Annotated in this window: 16 protein-coding genes; 14 read left to right on the top strand and 2 right to left on the bottom strand. The window is 32.1% G+C overall.

Translation table 11 applies throughout. The features are described 5' to 3' along the window. Window positions 1-3: 3 nt before the first annotated feature. The 5 genes from SH09_RS07570 to SH09_RS07550 all read left to right on the top strand — a co-directional run bounded on the left by SH09_RS07570 (window position 4) and on the right by SH09_RS07550 (window position 5761). Window positions 4-1065 (top strand): alanine/ornithine racemase family PLP-dependent enzyme, encoded by a 1062-nt coding sequence (locus SH09_RS07570; RefSeq protein ID WP_042739052.1) that lies wholly within the window; start codon window positions 4-6, stop codon window positions 1063-1065. Window positions 1066-1157: 92 nt separating this feature from the next. Then, window positions 1158-2168: an ABC transporter substrate-binding protein gene (locus SH09_RS07565; RefSeq protein ID WP_042739051.1), complete on the top strand. Its 1011-nt coding sequence runs from the start codon at window positions 1158-1160 to the stop codon at window positions 2166-2168. A gap of 12 nt (window positions 2169-2180) precedes the next feature. Continuing rightward, window positions 2181-3215 (top strand): FecCD family ABC transporter permease, encoded by a 1035-nt coding sequence (locus SH09_RS07560; RefSeq protein ID WP_042739050.1) that lies wholly within the window; start codon window positions 2181-2183, stop codon window positions 3213-3215. Continuing rightward, on the top strand, window positions 3212-4174 hold the full coding sequence (locus SH09_RS07555; protein WP_042739049.1) for an iron chelate uptake ABC transporter family permease subunit: 963 nt from the start codon (window positions 3212-3214) through the stop codon (window positions 4172-4174). The genes SH09_RS07560 and SH09_RS07555 overlap by 4 nt, the downstream gene beginning before the upstream one ends. Window positions 4175-4387: 213 nt before the next feature. Then, window positions 4388-5761 (top strand): YjiH family protein, encoded by a 1374-nt coding sequence (locus tag SH09_RS07550; protein ID WP_042739048.1) that lies wholly within the window; start codon window positions 4388-4390, stop codon window positions 5759-5761. Window positions 5762-6466: 705 nt separating this feature from the next. Here SH09_RS07550 and SH09_RS07545 read toward each other — a convergent pair. Continuing rightward, window positions 6467-6778 (bottom strand): heme oxygenase, encoded by a 312-nt coding sequence (locus SH09_RS07545; protein WP_042739047.1) that lies wholly within the window; start codon window positions 6776-6778, stop codon window positions 6467-6469. Window positions 6779-7014: 236 nt separating this feature from the next. Between SH09_RS07545 and SH09_RS07540 the strand changes: the two genes are divergently transcribed. Together SH09_RS07540 and SH09_RS07535 are read left to right on the top strand one after the other, a co-directional pair. After that, window positions 7015-7830, top strand: coding sequence for a carbon-nitrogen hydrolase family protein (locus SH09_RS07540; protein ID WP_042739046.1), 816 nt, complete (start codon window positions 7015-7017; stop codon window positions 7828-7830). Further along, a complete protein-coding gene (locus tag SH09_RS07535; RefSeq protein ID WP_042739045.1) occupies window positions 7817-9142 on the top strand; it encodes an APC family permease in 1326 nt (441 codons plus the stop codon). The genes SH09_RS07540 and SH09_RS07535 overlap by 14 nt, the downstream gene beginning before the upstream one ends. Window positions 9143-9377: 235 nt before the next feature. Here SH09_RS07535 and SH09_RS07530 read toward each other — a convergent pair whose 3' ends face one another. Continuing rightward, the gene (locus SH09_RS07530; RefSeq protein WP_042739044.1) at window positions 9378-9638 is read right to left on the bottom strand and encodes a SunI/YnzG family protein; all 261 of its coding nucleotides are present in this window, start codon (window positions 9636-9638) and stop codon (window positions 9378-9380) included. 175 nt (window positions 9639-9813) lie between these two features. Between SH09_RS07530 and SH09_RS07525 the strand changes: the two genes are divergently transcribed. From SH09_RS07525 to SH09_RS07495, 7 genes are all read left to right on the top strand, one after another. After that, window positions 9814-10317: a metal-dependent hydrolase gene (locus SH09_RS07525; protein ID WP_042739043.1), complete on the top strand. Its 504-nt coding sequence runs from the start codon at window positions 9814-9816 to the stop codon at window positions 10315-10317. Between the two features lie 114 nt (window positions 10318-10431). Next, entirely contained in the window at window positions 10432-11619 is a 1188-nt protein-coding gene (locus tag SH09_RS07520) for a UTP--glucose-1-phosphate uridylyltransferase (RefSeq protein WP_042739042.1), read from the top strand. A gap of 18 nt (window positions 11620-11637) precedes the next feature. Beyond that, the gene (trhA, locus tag SH09_RS07515; RefSeq protein WP_042739041.1) at window positions 11638-12318 is read left to right on the top strand and encodes a PAQR family membrane homeostasis protein TrhA; all 681 of its coding nucleotides are present in this window, start codon (window positions 11638-11640) and stop codon (window positions 12316-12318) included. A gap of 333 nt (window positions 12319-12651) precedes the next feature. Further along, window positions 12652-14007, top strand: coding sequence for a multidrug efflux MFS transporter SdrM (gene sdrM / locus SH09_RS07510; RefSeq protein ID WP_042739040.1), 1356 nt, complete (start codon window positions 12652-12654; stop codon window positions 14005-14007). Between the two features lie 164 nt (window positions 14008-14171). Beyond that, window positions 14172-14627 carry a SepA family multidrug efflux transporter gene (locus tag SH09_RS07505; RefSeq protein WP_042739039.1) on the top strand — a complete coding sequence of 152 codons (456 nt, stop codon included), beginning with the start codon at window positions 14172-14174 and terminating at the stop codon, window positions 14625-14627. A 71-nt stretch (window positions 14628-14698) separates the two neighbouring features. Further along, window positions 14699-16144 (top strand): MDR family MFS transporter, encoded by a 1446-nt coding sequence (locus tag SH09_RS07500; protein ID WP_042739038.1) that lies wholly within the window; start codon window positions 14699-14701, stop codon window positions 16142-16144. A gap of 188 nt (window positions 16145-16332) precedes the next feature. Then, window positions 16333-17397, top strand: coding sequence for a P-loop NTPase (locus SH09_RS07495; protein WP_042739037.1), 1065 nt, complete (start codon window positions 16333-16335; stop codon window positions 17395-17397). The last annotated feature ends 488 nt before the right edge of the window (window positions 17398-17885 follow it).

Genomic DNA, 17885 nt, shown 5'->3' with positions numbered 1-17885 from the left:
AAAATGGCACAAGTAAAAATCAATCTATCAAAAATTCAATATAATGCGAGTGTATTGCAGTCAATATTCACAAGTCATAACATTCAGTTTACACCAGTAATTAAATGTGTGGGTGGCGATAGACGAATAGTTGAAACATTAAAGGATGTAGGCATCACTCATTTTGCGGATGCGAGAATTGATAATATAACGAAGACTGTCGATGAGGATATAAGTTATACAATGATTCGCACAGGTAACCAGCAAGAATTAGAAGATATCGTTCGTTTCACTGAAATTAGTGTTCAAACTGAACTTGAAACAATTCGACGTATCAACGATATCGCTGCAAAGCAACAAGTGAAGCATAAAATTTTATTGATGGTTGATTGGAAAGATGCACGTGAAGGTATTTTGACATATGACATCGTCGATTACATTAATGAAATTATGAAGATGCATCATGTTTCAATTGCTGGTCTTGCATTTAACTTTATGTGCTTTCAGTCTATAGTTCCAACAGATCTTGACATCGAGATGATTAATCAATTTGTAGATTCAGTAGAGATGGAAACACAAATGCGCTTTCGAATTGTATCAGGTGGAAATTCTAGCTTGATACCTCAAATGCTCTATACAGATTTAGGAAAAATAAATGAACTAAGAGTCGGAGAAACATTATTTAGAGGCGTCGAGACAACGACGAATCAACCTATTGCCTCACTCTATCAAGACGCAATCATATTAGAAACAGAGATTGTAGAAATTAAACCACGTGTGAATATATCAACAGGTAAACATTATTTACAAGCAATTGTAGATATTGGAAGTTTAGATACGTATGTTGCTGAAATCAAACCATTACACCATCAAATTAAGGTGTTAGGTGCAACAAGTGATCATGTGATGTTAGATTTAGAGAACCACGATCATTATCAAGTGGGAGATAAAATTCAATTTAGTCTCGGTTATAAAGCACTGGCTCATAGTATGTATATGCCTAATTTAGCTAAAACATGTATATATGATGAAGTTGTCCAAAGCGTGAATCATCAGCTTCACACGCTAAAAACGAATGAATATTAAATAACTAAATATTCATTCAATTTCTTATTGACAGTGATAATTATTATCAATAAAATAAATATGTAATGATACATATTTAAGGAGTGAAGACAATGAAACATAGCTATAAGATTATGGGAATCTTGTTATTAACATTAACTGTGGCTTTATTAGCGGCGTGTGGTAGTGTGAGTGATAACGGTTCTGACAAATCTAAAAGCAACAAATCCGACAAGGAAACAGTATCAATTAAAAATGATGGTGGGACAACTAAAGTCGGTAAGAATCCAAAACGTGTTGTAGCATTAGAATTTTCATTTGTTGATGCACTAGCAGCTTTAGATATTAAACCTGTCGGTGTTGCTGATGATGGAGATAAAAATAGAATTTTAAAACCTATCAGAAATAAAATTGGTGATTATACTTCAGTAGGTGCACGTAAGCAACCAAACTTAGAAGAAATTAGTAACCAAAAACCTGATTTAATCATCGCTGATAGCAATCGACATAAAGGTATTAAAAAGGATCTTGAAAAAATAGCTCCGACAATTATGCTTCCAAGTTTTGATAGTGACTATAAAGATAATCTTGAAGCATTTAAAACAATAGCTAAAGCAGTAGGTAAAGAAGATAAAGGTAAAGAAAGACTAAAAGAGCATAATGAATTAATGGATAAATACAGTAAAGATATCACGATGGACAAATCACAGCCGGTACTTCCTGCAGTAGTAGCTAAATCTGGTTTGTTAGCACATCCTGATAATACGTATGTAGGTCAGTTATTAAAAGAATTAGGTTTCAATAATGCTTTAAATAAAACAAAAACTGATCACCTTTCAAAATATCTTAAAGGACCTTACCTACAACTAAATTCAGAAGTCCTTTCAGACATTAACCCTGGTCGCATGTTTATTATGGCGGATAAAGGTGAAAATGATCCTAACTTGAAATCTCAAGAAAAAGATCCTGTTTGGCAAGACTTAGATGCTGTTAAGAATAATAGAGTATCAGTTGTAGATCGTAATACATGGGCGAGAGCGCGTGGTATAATTTCTTCTGAACAAATCGCTAAAGAATTAGTAGAAATTTCTAAAAAGCAAAAAGAAGATAAACAACAAAAGTAAGGTGAATGGTAAATGACTAAATTAACAAATGTTAGTCAGACCGACACAAAAGATCATAACATGTCAAAACGCACAACACTCACTTTTTTAGTGAGTGTATGTGCGCTTTTTGTCATTATTTATTTTAATCTTAGTGTTGGCTCGTCTCACATAGGTTTGGGAGATTTTAAGAACTATTTTTGGGATCATGTAGATACAAAGCAAACTTTTTTAATACATAATGTAAGAATGCCTAGAATGCTTGCCGGTCTTTTTATAGGTGCAGCGTTAGGTCTAGCCGGTTTACTTATGCAAGCAATGACGAGAAACCCACTTGCTTCACCACAAATTTTTGGTGTTAACGCAGGTGCATCGTTTGTTATTGTTACAATAACTATGATTATTCCTGCGCTAACTGCATACTCAACATTGTTGGCATTTATTGGGGCATTTATCGGTGGATTAACAGTTTATCTATTGTCAGGTTCAGCTAGAGGAATGACACCTGTTAAACTTGCATTAGCTGGTATGGCAATTCATTTGTTTTTCTCAAGTTTAACGCAAGGCATAATTCTACTTAACGAAGATTCTACAACAACGGTAATGTTTTGGTTAGTCGGATCTTTATCAAGTATAAAATGGGCACAAATAATCGGTATCATACCTTGGTTAGTTATGGCATTTATAGCTACGATAATTATTTCAAGGCAATTGACGATTATGGAACTTGGTGAAGATTTAGCTACTGCTCTAGGTCAGAATGTTAAAGTAATTAGAATCGTTACAGGATTGCTGGTTATTGTTCTTGCAGGAACATCCGTTTCAATTGCAGGTCCAATTGGTTTTGTTGGGTTAATTGTCCCTCACATTGTAAAGCATTATATTCGTACAGATTACAAGCTTATGGTGCCATTAACAATGATAATAGGTGCTGATTTATTGCTACTATCTGATGTGCTTTCTAGATTAATCACATACCCGTTTGAATCACCAGTTGGTATCGTGACGTCATTTATTGGCGCACTTTATTTCTTAGCAATAACGGTTAGAGGGGTGGATCGTATATGATTCAACGTTTATCTTTTAAATATACAATCGTTGTCATATTGTTGCTTGTATCGTCAATTGTATCGCTTTCTGTTGGAGCTGTATTTATTAATCCGATTAACGTTATAAAAAGCTTACTATTACACGATAATTTTATATTAAATGAATATCGTACGCCGAGAATGTTACTTGCGCTAATCGTCGGATGTAGTTTGGCGATATCGGGGTCGTTAATACAGGGTGTTGTTAGAAATCCACTTGCTTCACCAGATGTTATTGGTATAACTAAGGGAGCAAGTCTCTCTGCAGTAACAATTATAATGCTATTTCCGTCAGCACCATTATTTGTTTTACCTTTCGGCTCATTTGCAGGTGCATTAGTAATTAGTTTAATTTTGACTACGTTAATTTCTAAGTTTAATGTACAAGGTTCTAAACTAGCATTGATTGGATTAGCAATTGGAGCGATTTGTACGGCAATTGTGCAATTTCTATTAATTCGCAACCCGCAAGATGCAAACACAGCATTAGTGTGGTTAACAGGTAGCTTGTATGGACATAATATGTCTAATGTATATGTATTATTACCGTGGTTTATCTTATCATTACCTGTTATATTTTACTTCTGTCATCAGTTAGATATTTTAACGCTTGGTGATGATATAGCTATTGCACTAGGTACGAAAGTAAAAATGATTAAAATGATTTTACTATTTCTAGCTGTAACTTTAGCAGGGGCTTCTATTTCAGTCGTTGGTGGATTAAGCTTCCTAGGTCTAATAGCGCCACATATCGCTAGACGAATGGTAGGACATAAACATATTCATATTACAACTATGTCGGGGTTGATTGGCGCACTAATATTAGTAATTAGTGATGGTTTAGCAAGAGGCATTCATCCACCAATCGATATTCCGGTAGGTGTTGTAGTAGCAATAGTGGGTGTACCATACTTTTTATTCTTATTGAGAAAAATATAAGTTTTCAACTGTAATAGGAATTTTAAAGCAAATATATATAAAGTTGGTTATAAATTTACTCAAAAAGTAGATTTATAGGCCAACTTTTTTTATGATAGGAATAATAAATGAAGTGTCATAGAATTTACATTTACATAATTATACATTATAGGTTATAATTATTGCTGTTGTTTTTTGTACGAAACTTAAATGACGTGAAAAGGAGGTCGTTTGATGAATCAATATAATAAATCGCAAATTGTCCGTGGTCGACTTAAATTTATAATTATGTCTTTAATTGGTATTATTCTTTTTTTAGTTCCCGTGACAGCAACAGTTGACGGTGAAAAGCAAAAAACGTTACCAGTAGCATTTTTAGCTGGCGTGTTAAAGGACTTAATAGGTGGAGCAATGCCAACACTAATTGTAGTAATCATTACATTATCAGGAATTTTGACAGTGTTATGTTCTACAGTATTTAAAAATAAATTAAAACCAGATAGTTTAATGAACAATGCGTTTAATGTGCGTTGGGTTTGGCTCGTACTGAGAGTTATCGCAGTTATTTTTGTATGGATGACTTATTTAAAAGTGGGAAGTAAAGTTATTTACTCAAGTGATACGGGTGGCTTAGTATTCGATAGTTTATTGCCTACCTTAGTAACTGTCTTTCTATTTGCAGCTTTATTCTTACCATTACTGATGGAATATGGATTGTTAGAATTACTGGGACCTTTATTTAGACCGATTATGCGTCCATTATTTACATTACCAGGTCGCTCTACAGTTGATAATTTAGCTTCATTTATTGGGGATGGTACAGTAGGCGTCTTGATTACGAGTAGACAGTATGAAGAGGGTTTCTATTCTAGACGTGAAGCAACTGTAATTTCAACAACATTTAGTGTGGTGTCACTAACTTTTGCTATTGTTGTTGCTAGTACGGTACACATGGAAAAGCATTTCTTTTATTTTTATTTAACTGTTATAGTTTCTTGTCTAGTCTGTGCGTTTATTTTGCCACGTATTTGGCCATTAAATAAAATTAAAGATGAATATGCAAAGGAAGTATCAGAAGAGACTAGAACAGAGCGTTTACCTGAAAATAAAACCGCGCTTGGACATGGCTTTGACATGGCTACAGAAGTAGGAATTAAGGCACCAGGATTTATTGCTTTCTTTAAATCAGGTTTTAAGACTGTAATTGATATGTGGTTTGTTATCTTACCAGTAGTTATGGCGATTGGGACAATAGCTACGATTATAGCGAATTATACTTCTGTGTTTGCCATTATAGGTAAACCGTTTGTACCGTATTTGGAATTATTGCAAATTCCGGAAGCAGCTCAAGCTTCAGAAACTGTATTAATAGGTTTTGCTGATATGTTCTTGCCTTCTATATTGATAGAAGGGGTTGGCAATAATATTACATTATTTGTAATAGGTGCTTTAAGTATAACGCAATTAATTTATTTATCTGAAGTTGGTGGTGTTATTTTAGGTTCGAAGATACCAGTAAGTATCTTTAAATTGTTTATTATCTTTTTAATAAGAACAATTATTTCATTACCGATTATTGCTTTAATGGCGCATCTTTATTTTAATTAAGTTTGATATAAGTTAGTATGACTGTCGATTAAGATTTGATCTTATCGACAGTTTTTTTATTGTTAATTGAAAATATGGTACACGCTTTCCGTGGGTCCAGCCTCAGCCTGTAGTCTTCGGCATGTGCTTATCCCACAGGAGTCGGCACCATTTTCAAATAAAAAAGTAATAATACTTATGGAACTGACTACTTAATGTATTATCGCTTAAAGCTAAATTCAAATAATAGTGGATAAGATAGGTTCTATTGTCATCATTTTATTGTTAATTGAAAATATGGTGCACGCTTTCCGTGGGCCCAGCCTCAGCCTGTAGTCTTCGGCATGTGCTTATCCCACAGGAGTCGGCACCATTTTCAAATAAAAAAGTAATAATACTTATGGAACTGACTACTTAATGTATTATCGCTTAAAGCTAAATTCAAATAATAATGAAATAAGATAGATTGATGTAGCAATCAATTGATTTAAAATAATCAAGACATTGTCACCCTCATCACTGATTAATTAAATGTTCTATATTAATATTAAATTGAATTCTAATTCGTATCCGATATTACAAATATAGATTAGACATTTTCTCAACACTTAAACGCTACTTAAAAAACGATATGCACGACAGCTATACGTACAAAAAAACAAACTAAATGCCAAAGGACACTTAGTTTGTTTCATATAATATATTAATTAAAGCTAAATCATAACTTTAATTTAATTTCGATAGTACGGTTGCCTTAACAACCTCATTACCTAGTACAGGTGATTCCTCTGAATTTTTTGATTTGCCGCTGTGTGCTTCTTTAAAGGCATCACTTGATAACCAACCTTTGAAATCATCTTCAGATTCCCACCATGTATTTACATACATTTGATCGTAATCCGCTTCATTTTCTATTTGCCAAACCTCTATTTTGATAAAGCCTTGTAAATCCTCGATTTTACCACCTTTGGTAAAATGTGGTGCCATTTTTTCGGCATAGCCTTTTTTTAAATCAATTCTATTTGTAACTACATACATATCATGCACCTACTTTCTAATTTTGTACTGTTTATTATAACACTTTTCGCTGAAAAATATTTTTATAAACTGGTACCTTAAAAACGTTCTATCTGGTTCTTTTATAACTAACCAGAATTGTAGTAAAATTCAGATAATTAAATTTAATAATTTATTTTTTTCGAAACGAAGGGTGGAATTTATAGAAGTTGCTAGTTATATGAGGTTCATTAATTTAATACAAAGGGGATCTGTTGATGAAAATTTCATTAGCTCAATTTGAGCCGAATTTAGGAGACTTAAAGCAGAATATTAATGACATATGCGATATTTTAAAAAAAGAAAGTCAATTTCAGTCAGATTTAGTACTATTTCCTGAATTATCAATTTCAGGTTATATAGAAGAAACTGAGTTATTAGATCGAGTAGCGATTGAAGATACTTCACGTATTTTACAAAAAATCATGGAAACATGTATTCAATACCATGTTGATACGATAGTTTCATTTCCTGAAGTCGATAGACAATGCTACTATATTACATCAGTGTATATAGACTGCAACGGGGAAATAATTGGAAAATATAGAAAGACGCATTTATTTGCAAACGAGCAAATGTTATTTGAGCGAGGCGATGAGTTTGTCGTTGTTCCATCTAGATTCGGGAACTTTGGCTTAATGATTTGTTATGACTTAGAATTTCCAGAAGTTGCACGAATTTTAAAATTGAAAGGTGCAGAATTAATACTTATATCTACGGCGAATATGGCACCTTATCAAAAACATCAGGATATATATCTTGCTAGTCGAGCGCTAGAAAATGAAGTACCTATCGCTATTGCTAATCAATTTGGTGTAAATGGTTCTTTCGTATTTTTTGGTCATAGTGCAGTGTATGATCATAATGCCAATTGTTTATTACAAGTCGATGATAAAGCAACAGTCGAACGTTTGGATTTACAATTAACAACGGAACGTGATCCACAGTTAGATTATATCAATCAATTGCATCCTAATATTTATCAACAATTAAGTCATGCTAAAGGGGAGTGTGATTTTAATGGAACAAGGTAAATTAAAGCAATCTTTATCACTCTATCAAGTTATTATGTTTGGTCTAGCGTATATGGCTCCAATGATAGTGTTTGGAACTTATGGAACTTTGTATGCAACAACAAGTGGTTATGTGCCATATGCCTATTTATTTGCAACAATCGCGATGTTATTTACTGCTTATAGTTATGGGAAAATGGCAAAGGCGTTTCCTTCAGCTGGGTCAGCATATACTTTTGTTTCTAAAAGTTTACATCCATCATTGGGATTTATGGTGGGTTGGACGATAATGTTGGATTATCTATTCTTACCATTAGTTATCTGGTTAATAGGCGCAGAATATTTAACGACAGCTTTTCCATTCATGCCAAATTGGTCGTGGATTATTATTTTTATAATCATCACTACTGCAATTAATATTATTGGTATTAATACTACGACTTCAATGAATTTATTAATCATGTTATTTCAAATATTAGTGATTATAATTTTTTTAGGTTTATGTATATGGAATGTAGTACATGGTATGGGTGAAGGTAGTCTATTAAGTCGTCATATATTTGCTATAGCAGGTCACCATATGTCGCCTGTACTGGCTGGTGCCTCAATTGCGTGTTACTCTTTCTTAGGATTTGATGCGGTTACTACACTTGCTGAAGAAACTAAAAATCCAAGCAAGACGATACCAAGAGCTATAATGCTTATAACCATTATAGGTGGCTTTATTTTTGTAGCGGTCGCGTATGTATTATCGATTACAGTTCCTAATTTCAATGTAATTCATAATACAGAATCAGCAGCATTTGAAATTGCAAAAATTGTTGGAGGTAATTTCTTATCAGCTTTATTTTTAAGTGGATTAATCTTAGCTCAATTTGCTTCAGGTTTATCAGCGCAAACGAGTGGCGCTCGTATATTATATGCGATGGGAAGAGATGGAGTACTAAATAAGCGAATTTTTGGTTTTGTGGATAAAAAACATCAAACCCCTATATTTAATCTTATATTTATTGGGATTATTGGTACTATAGGTGTGTTTATGACTATTAGTACGTCTACTTCTTTTATTAATTTTGGTGCATTTATTTCTTTTGCTTTTGTTAATATTTCTGTAATTGCTTATTATTATATAAAATTAAAGCAAAGAGAAGGATTCAAAAAATTGAGTTACTTATTTATACCAGCAATAGGTTGTATACTAGATATCAGTCTATTTGTGAGTTTAGACATACATGCCTTAATACTCGGTTCTGCATGGACGTGTATAGGATTTATCTATTTACTTGTATTGACTAAATGTTTTTCAAAATTACCACCAAGTTTAGCAATATAGATTTAACTGACAAGAGATTAATGATATATATTATGCAACAGTTTTTGAAATGTATTGAAGAATGGTGGAGTAATTTTTGTCATAAAAATTACTGCTCCATTCTTTATATTTATATTTGAAATATATTGAACTCAAAAAAGACGAGATTCCGAAAAACGAAATCTCGTCTATTTATTAATGACTGATATTAACATCAGCTGAATTTAATTATTATTTTAAAGGCAGTTTAAAACGATTATTTAGTTATTTCATTGTAAATCTTTTGATCATTTTGCGTATAAATAATGTATTCATGGTCTTTTGTATCAATAATTACTCGGTTAGTTTTACCGAAAGTTGAACCAATACGAGATACTTTATCTCTGTCTAATTTAGGCACTGCATGAATATTTTGATCTTGTGAAATATTTGTAATTTCACTTGTTGGAATTTTAATATCTGCTACTCTCCACTGAATTCGTACCTCATTATTGTCTTTTTTAACTGTCATTGCCATAAATGAACACATCCTTTAAATAATTTGTAGCTATATCATACAATATAATGAAATCGTTTTCAAGAGATTAGGTGATACTTATTTAAATTAGGTTATACTAATTACATGAACCGAAAGTATGTTCGCATTTTGTGCGCTTTTATGGTAAAATATAGCATATTAAGGAGTGATGAATGTGACAGGTAAGACCCATGCCTCATGCGGTTTATTAGTAGGCGCATTAACTACAGAATATTACCATACTGATTTGTTTACATCTATTACTATTATAACGCTTGCTATTATTTCAAGCTTATTACCTGATATTTGTCATACACAAAGTAAGATTGGTAGAAGATTTAAATTATTGAGTTTAATTATTAGACTTATGTTCGGTCATCGAACCTTTACCCATTCTATATTGTTTATATCTATTATTACGGGGATATTATATTTTATTCAAACACCTAGTCATTATTTAATAGCAATTGTATGTGGCTTGTGTTCACATGTTATACTAGATATGTTAACGCCTAGAGGAGTTAAATTATTTTATCCGGTACCGATAAGTGTGAAGTTCCCGATTGTATTTAAGACGGGCGGTATGATAGATTTATCTCTTGCAAGTGCTTTATCAATTGGTGCATTTTATTTGTTTTTCAAATCATTTGTTGATGATTTAATCATGAAATTATTATGATTACAGTTGTATATGCTGTAATTATAATATAAAGTGAGAATACAGAATTTATAAAATCACTGTGTAAATAAAATATATTTTTTATATAATCTTTAGTCAATAAGGAGCGAAAATATGCTAGACAAGAAAGAGTTAGAAAAGTATAATCAAGCACATTTAATTGAATTTGAAAAAATGATGAGTTCAAATGAAAAGGAACAATTAGCTAATAAGGTTGACTCATTAAACTTATCTAACATTCGAGATTTGTACGAAGATTTATATGTGAATAAGCAAGTTATAGATGATGTAACTGAAGTTGATGAAGTCAAATACGAAGTCAAAAATACATTATCAGAATCATTGTTAAATGAATATGAAAGTATTGGAATAGATGCAATTAAAAATGGCAAGTTTGCAGTTTTATTAATGGCCGGTGGTCAAGGTACGCGTTTAGGGTATAAGGGACCTAAAGGTTCATTTGAAATCGAGGGTGTAAGTTTGTTTGAGTTACAGGCGAAACAACTTATTGCGTTACACGAACAAACGGGTGTCTATATCGATTGGTATATAATGACGAGCAAAGTAAATAATAGAGAAACTCAATTATATTTTGAAGATCAAGGTTATTTTGGCTATGATGCTGAGCATATACATTTCTTTGAACAGGATAACATTGTTGCATTATCTGAAGAAGGTAAACTGGTCTTGGATGCTGATGGGAATATTTTAGAGACACCAAATGGTAATGGTGGTGTGTTCAAATCCCTTAAAAAAGCTGGCTATTTAGCTGAAATGTTAGAAAATGGCGTTGAGTACATCTTTTTAAATAATATTGATAATGTTTTAGTTAAAGTATTGGATCCGGTATTTGTTGGCTATACTTATAAGAACAGTAAGGAAATTACAACGAAATCTATCCAACCTAAACCTAATGAAAGTGTGGGTAGATTAGTACATGTAAATCAAAAGGATACGGTCTATGAATATTCCGAACTAGACGAAGCTGCTGCTAATCAATTTAATAACGCAAATATTGGCATACATGCATTTAAACTATTATTCATCAATGATGTTGTAGACTATGATTTACCATATCATCTTGCAATAAAGAATTTAAAGCAATTAGATGAAGATTTTGGGGTCATTGAACAACCGACGTTAAAATTTGAATTATTTTATTTTGATATATTCAAATACGCAAATAGTTTTATTACATTACAAGTAGATAGAAATCAAGAATTTTCACCTTTAAAGAATAAAGAAGGTAAAGATAGTGTCGAAACAGCAACTGCTGATTTGAAAAGCATGAACTTGATTTAATAGAAGGTGGTATGCCAAATGGCAGATACAATAAAAGTAAATAAAAAGATGAGAAAGTCTTTTAATGACATCATACCTTTAACCTTTGGAGAAGAATTGGGAAATTCGATTTCACATGGTGTAGGTGCAATGTTGGTATTGTTGGCACTTCCGTATGCGGCAGTTCAAAGTTATATTGATAATGGATTCTTAGGCACATTAAGTGTGTCAGTCTATTTAATAAGTATTTTTATGATGTTTTTAGCATCAACAATTTATCATGCAATGCAAAATGATTCACCACATAAATATGTAATGAGAATTATTGATCATAGTATGATATTTTTAGCAATTGCTGGTACTTATACGCCTGTGTTTCTTATCATAGTAGGTGGATGGTTAGGTTGGCTTGCAATGGCCATATTATGGGGAATAACAATTTGGGGTATTCTTTATAAATCCTTAGCTAAATATGTAAATCATAAATTAAGTTTAACGATGTATTTAGTTATGGGATGGATGGGTATTTTATTTTCCCCTTTAATTGTAATAAAAACGTCAGCGTTGTTTATTACTTTTATCGTCCTAGGTGGACTGGCATATACTGGAGGCGCTTGGTTCTATGCTCAAAAGGAAAGACCTTATTTCCATATGATATGGCATTTATTTATAATCATCGCGTCAGCATGTCATTTTATCGCTATCATTTTCTTGATTTAATTCAGAATAAAAGTTTTGTAATTAATATATCAAGTTTGAAAGCTCATCCTTAGAAAATGACTGTATATGAATGCTTATAAATTTGAAAGTGTTCAAAGTTAAGTAACTAAATATTTAATTAAATTTCAGGTTAATCTCGTTCTTTACGAGGTTAACCATTTTTAATGTTAATTTAGCAAAAACGCCAGCATGTTATTTGTATTACCGTTAATATACGATAATTTCTGTATCGGTCAAATGGTGTAATTTGACCTTTAGTTATTGCACATCTTTCAAATTAATGGTTTATTTTAAAAGTACTTGATTCAATAAAATCAGGTTAGGAGGTATGTTATGAATATAAAATCTATAGGTATTGTTATAGCATTATTATTAATTATGTTCATGTCTGCAATTGAAACTTCTATTGTGTCATTAGCGTTACCGACAATAAAGGATGATTTAAATGTCACTTCATCTATCTCATTGATTTTTGCTGTTTATTTTATTGCCATTGTAATTGCGAATCCAATAGTTGGGGAATTACTTGAACGTACTAGAATGATTTACATAACAATGTTTGGTTTGTTATGTTTCACGATCGGTAGTTTATTTTCAGGACTAAGTGAAACATTTACTATATTAATTATTTCAAGATTTATACAAGGATTGGGTGCAGGAATAATGATGGCCTTATGTCAAATTGTTCCTAAACTTGCATTTGAAATTCCACTGCGCTATAAAATTATGGGGATAGTTGGTAGCGTTTGGGGCATTTCAAGTATTATTGGGCCGGTACTAGGTGGTGGAATACTTGAATTTGCATCATGGCATTGGTTGTTTTTTGTAAATATTCCAATTGCAATATTAGCAATGGTACTTGCATTGATGACCTTCCATTTCGATAACGAAACTTCATCGACTGAGAATGGTCGCAAGAGTAAGCTAGATATTAGAGGTTTAACACTTTTCTACATATTTATATTCTTTTTATTATTTGCAGTTATGAATACGTCTCATATTTATTTGAATGTAATTGCATTTGTAGTAGCCTGTATCGTTGCAATGATTTTATATAAAAATGAAAAATCGATCAGTATGCCATTCGTACCTGTTAAAGAATTTAACAAAATGATAGTACTCGTTTTTACGACTGACTTTCTATATGCAATTATGTTAATGGGGTATAACCTTTATATGCCAGTTTATTTACAAGAAGAATTGAAATTATCGCCGTTACAAAGTGGGTTTGTCATTTTCCCAATATCATTTGCTTGGTTAATGTTAAACTTTTCCTTAGCAAAAATTGAAATGCGCTTATCACGAAAGATGCTATATTTGGCTGCTTTTACATCATTGCTACTATGTTCAATTTTAGTGTTTGTCGGTACAGAACACCCACTATTTATAGCATTTAGTTTGTTGTTTGCGGGTGTAAGTTTTGGAACAGTTTATACTAAAGACAGTGTGATTACTCAAGAAGAAACATCTCCTGAACATATGAAGCGGATGATGTCACTTTATACATTGACGAAGAGTTTAGGGAATTCGATTGGTTCAACCATAATGGGTTATGTGTATGCAATGTCAATATTGTTTATAGGCCTACAAATTCATAATGTATTATTGTTAGTTTGTATTATTCTATTCATTTTAATTATTTTATGGTCTTTCATGTATAAACCGCACATAGATAACAATGGTAGTTAGCAATATGACAGACGATGAGTTGAAACAAGAGTTGAAATATTGGAATTTTAGCTCTTGTTTTTTGTATTTGGTAACTACTTGTTATAATGGTAGTATATTAATATTATTGTTTGGAATAAGTTCTAAGAAGCTGAACTATTATTTGAAGGGGAGGACAGTAAGCAATGAAATATATAAGATACTTGATAACCACGCTTATTGTACTTTCTGTGTTTATTATTTCAGGTGCTATATTTTTAGCGTTTTTAGGCTTCGGTTTATATGGACTCAGTAGAATTTTGATTTATTTCCATTTAGCATACTTCGGTTATAATAAAAACTTTTACGATAACTTATTTTATTATGGTAGCTATATCGTATTAGGTTATTTCACATTATTTATCATTGAAAATTTAATGGATTATTTTAGAAAGAAATTACCAGACAATCCTTACTTTCAAGGATTAACTTATCACTTAATTACATTTACTGTAACCACTTTGTTATTCTACTTCATTGTTCACATACACTATACTTATATCAATATTGATTTTTGGGTTATTGTCGTTATTATTGGAATATTATTTATATGCAAAGAAATCTTTTATCCCGATAGTGAAAATTTAAATCAAAAAAAGTAAGCAAATGACGATAGTATGTCAAAGTTAAGATAATGCTATCGTCATTCTGTTGAATATTAAGGAGTGACAATATGCAAAATCAAACACTACCTAAGTCACAAAGAAATATGATTGTTGCAGTTATGATTGTGAGTGCTTTTGTAGCAATATTGAACCAGACTTTATTAAATACGGCTCTGCCTCATATTATGAAAGGTCTTCACATCACTGAAAACACATCACAATGGCTGGTAACAGGGTTTATGCTAGTCAATGGTGTTATGATTCCATTAACTGCATTTTTAATGGATAAAATTAAAACACGTCCATTATTCTTAATGGCGATGGGGATTTTTTTAATTGGTTCTATTGTAGCGGCTTTAGCACCTACTTTTCCTATATTAATGTTAGCTCGTGTAATCCAAGCTATTGGTGCAGGAGTGATAATGCCATTAATGCAATTCACATTATTTATGCTATTTCCAAAGGATGAGCGAGGATTTGCTATGGGATTAGCTGGTTTAGTTATACAGTTTGCTCCTGCTATTGGACCTACACTTTCAGGGGTGATTGTTGATACCATGAGTTGGCGTATGCCATTCGTAGTAGTTGTAATAGTAGCGTCTTTAGGATTTATTTTCGGAGCTATTTTCTTAAAAAGTTATAACGAGACTAAAGATACAAAATTAGATAAACGTTCAGTTATATATTCTACTTTAGGCTTCGGCTTGATGCTTTATGCATTTAGTAGTGCAGGTAATTTAGGATTTCATAATCCAATAGTGTTAGTATCACTTGCAATTAGTTTAGTAATTATTGGTGCATTTATTAGAAGACAGATTCGCATTAGTAATCCACTATTAAATATTATTGTATTTAAAAATAAAGTATTCTGTCTAACAACTATTTCATCGATGATAGTAATGTTATCAATGGTTGGACCAGCATTATTAATTCCATTATATGTTCAAAATGCATTAGGGTTGTCAGCGTTATTGTCAGGACTGGTGATTATGCCAGGAGCAATTATCAATGGTGTGATGTCTATCTTTACCGGGAAATTCTATGATAAGTATGGTGCTAGACCACTTGTCTTAACAGGTTTCACTTTATTAACTATTTTCACAGTTATGTTGTGTTTCTTAAAGGCGGATACATCATATACGTATCTCATTATTGTGTATGCGTTAAGAATGTTTTCAGTTTCATTATTGATGATGCCACTGAATACAGCAGGAATTAATTCACTAAGTAATAAAAATATTTCTCACGGAACAGCAATTAGTAACTTTGGACGTGTCACAGCTGGGTCGTTAGGTACTGCATTAATGGTAACCATAATGTCAATTGGATCAAAAAACTTTGCGCCTGATCCAAGTGCCAATGAATCACAGGCAATGATACAGAGACAAGCAATAGCTGCAGGTGTTGATCTTTCTTTTGCTGTTGTGAGTGTATTGGTGTTTATCGGACTGATTATTGCTTGCTTTATAAAAGAAAATAGAGCAGAAACAAAAGTGAATACAAGAGAAGTGTAGACTTCTTGCCGAGGAGTTAGTCATTTATTTTTATAAATTATAAATAAATTGAGCTAACTCCTTTTTTATTAGTTAAAATATATTTATACTGGAGACAACGATTAACAACAAATGTAGGTATAGTTTGTTAGAATTAATTTATTCATATAGTAAAGATTTTAAGTATGTAACTTTAAGGGGGACGCATTGTGTTAACGATCGAGCAAGTTAAATCAATAGTAGGTGAAATCAAAGACCCTATCATTGGTGTACCATTGAAAGAGTCAGAAGGTATTGTAGATGTCTCAATAAAGGAAGAGATTGAGCATGTTAGTGTGAAAATTGCTATTGCTCAATTAGGTGGACAACCTCAATTAGAATTGCAAATGGCAATTGTTGAAGCTTTAAAAGAAAATGGAGCGAACACGGTAGGAATAAGATTCGAAGAACTACCTTCAGATAAAGTTGAATCATATAGAGGCGTAAATGATGATCAGCCACAAACAATAGAAGGTTTATTGTCAAAAGATAATCCAGTTGAATTTATTGCGATTGCATCAGGTAAAGGTGGCGTCGGTAAATCAACAGTCGCTGTTAATTTAGCAGTATCACTTGCCAGAGAAGGTAAGAAAGTCGGATTAGTAGATGCAGATATATATGGTTTTAGTGTTCCAGATATGATGGGCATCGATGAAAAACCGGGTGTACAAGGTAAAGAAATCATTCCTGTAGAACGACATGGGGTCAAAGTTATATCAATGGCATTCTTTGTGGAAGAAAATGCACCAGTTATATGGCGAGGTCCAATGCTAGGTAAAATGCTTACGAATTTCTTTATGGAAGTGCGTTGGGGTGAATTAGATTATCTATTATTAGATTTACCACCTGGAACTGGTGATGTTGCGTTAGACGTCCATTCTATGTTGCCTTCTAGTAAAGAAATTATTGTAACAACACCTCATCCAACAGCAGCGTTCGTAGCTGCTAGAGCTGGAGCAATGGCGAAACATACTGAACATTCAATCTTAGGCGTTATTGAAAATATGTCTTATTTTGAAAGTAAAGAGACTGGAAATAAAGAATATGTATTTGGTTCAGGTGGAGGAGAAAAACTTGCTGAAGAACTACAAACAGATCTCCTAGGGCAATTACCATTGGAACAACCATCATGGAATCCGAAAGATTTTGCACCTTCAATTTATCAAGAGGATGATAAATTAGGGCAAATATATCAATCAATAGCGCAACAAATCATTGAAAAAACAGCTAAATAAAGCTGATTTAAGGATGGAGAGAAATTATTTTAATTTCTCTCCATTTTTTACTTGCATTTATTTGTAATGATGTTAGAATTATATCTTGTGACCTGACAACAGGCGCTACAGACGCAACAAAAAAACAATTTATAAATCACTAAAATAATTGTTGACTTTGATTGTGAGACTTGATATTATATAAAAGTCGTCAAAAACGGCAAAAACATTATTTAATATCTTTTTGAAAAAAGTGTAAAAAATATACTTGTTAACTTCAAAATAATAGTTTAATATTATTAAAGTAATGTTAATTGATTGTTACGAAATATTAATTTCTTATTGACAAGATATTAACAGACATGATATAATAATAAAGCAACTATTTAAATGAACATTGAAAACTGAATTGCAATATGTCAACGTTAATTCCGAACACAACGATAATCGTTGGTTCAAAAAAACGTGTTAATGATAACACAAATTAGTATTTTATGAGCTAATCAAAC

Source organism: Staphylococcus gallinarum (assembly GCF_000875895.1).
In the GTDB taxonomy this organism is placed as follows: Bacteria; Bacillota; Bacilli; order Staphylococcales; family Staphylococcaceae; genus Staphylococcus; species Staphylococcus gallinarum.
Note: the sequence above shows the minus strand (reverse complement) of the source record. Positions and strands in the feature narration are given on the sequence as shown.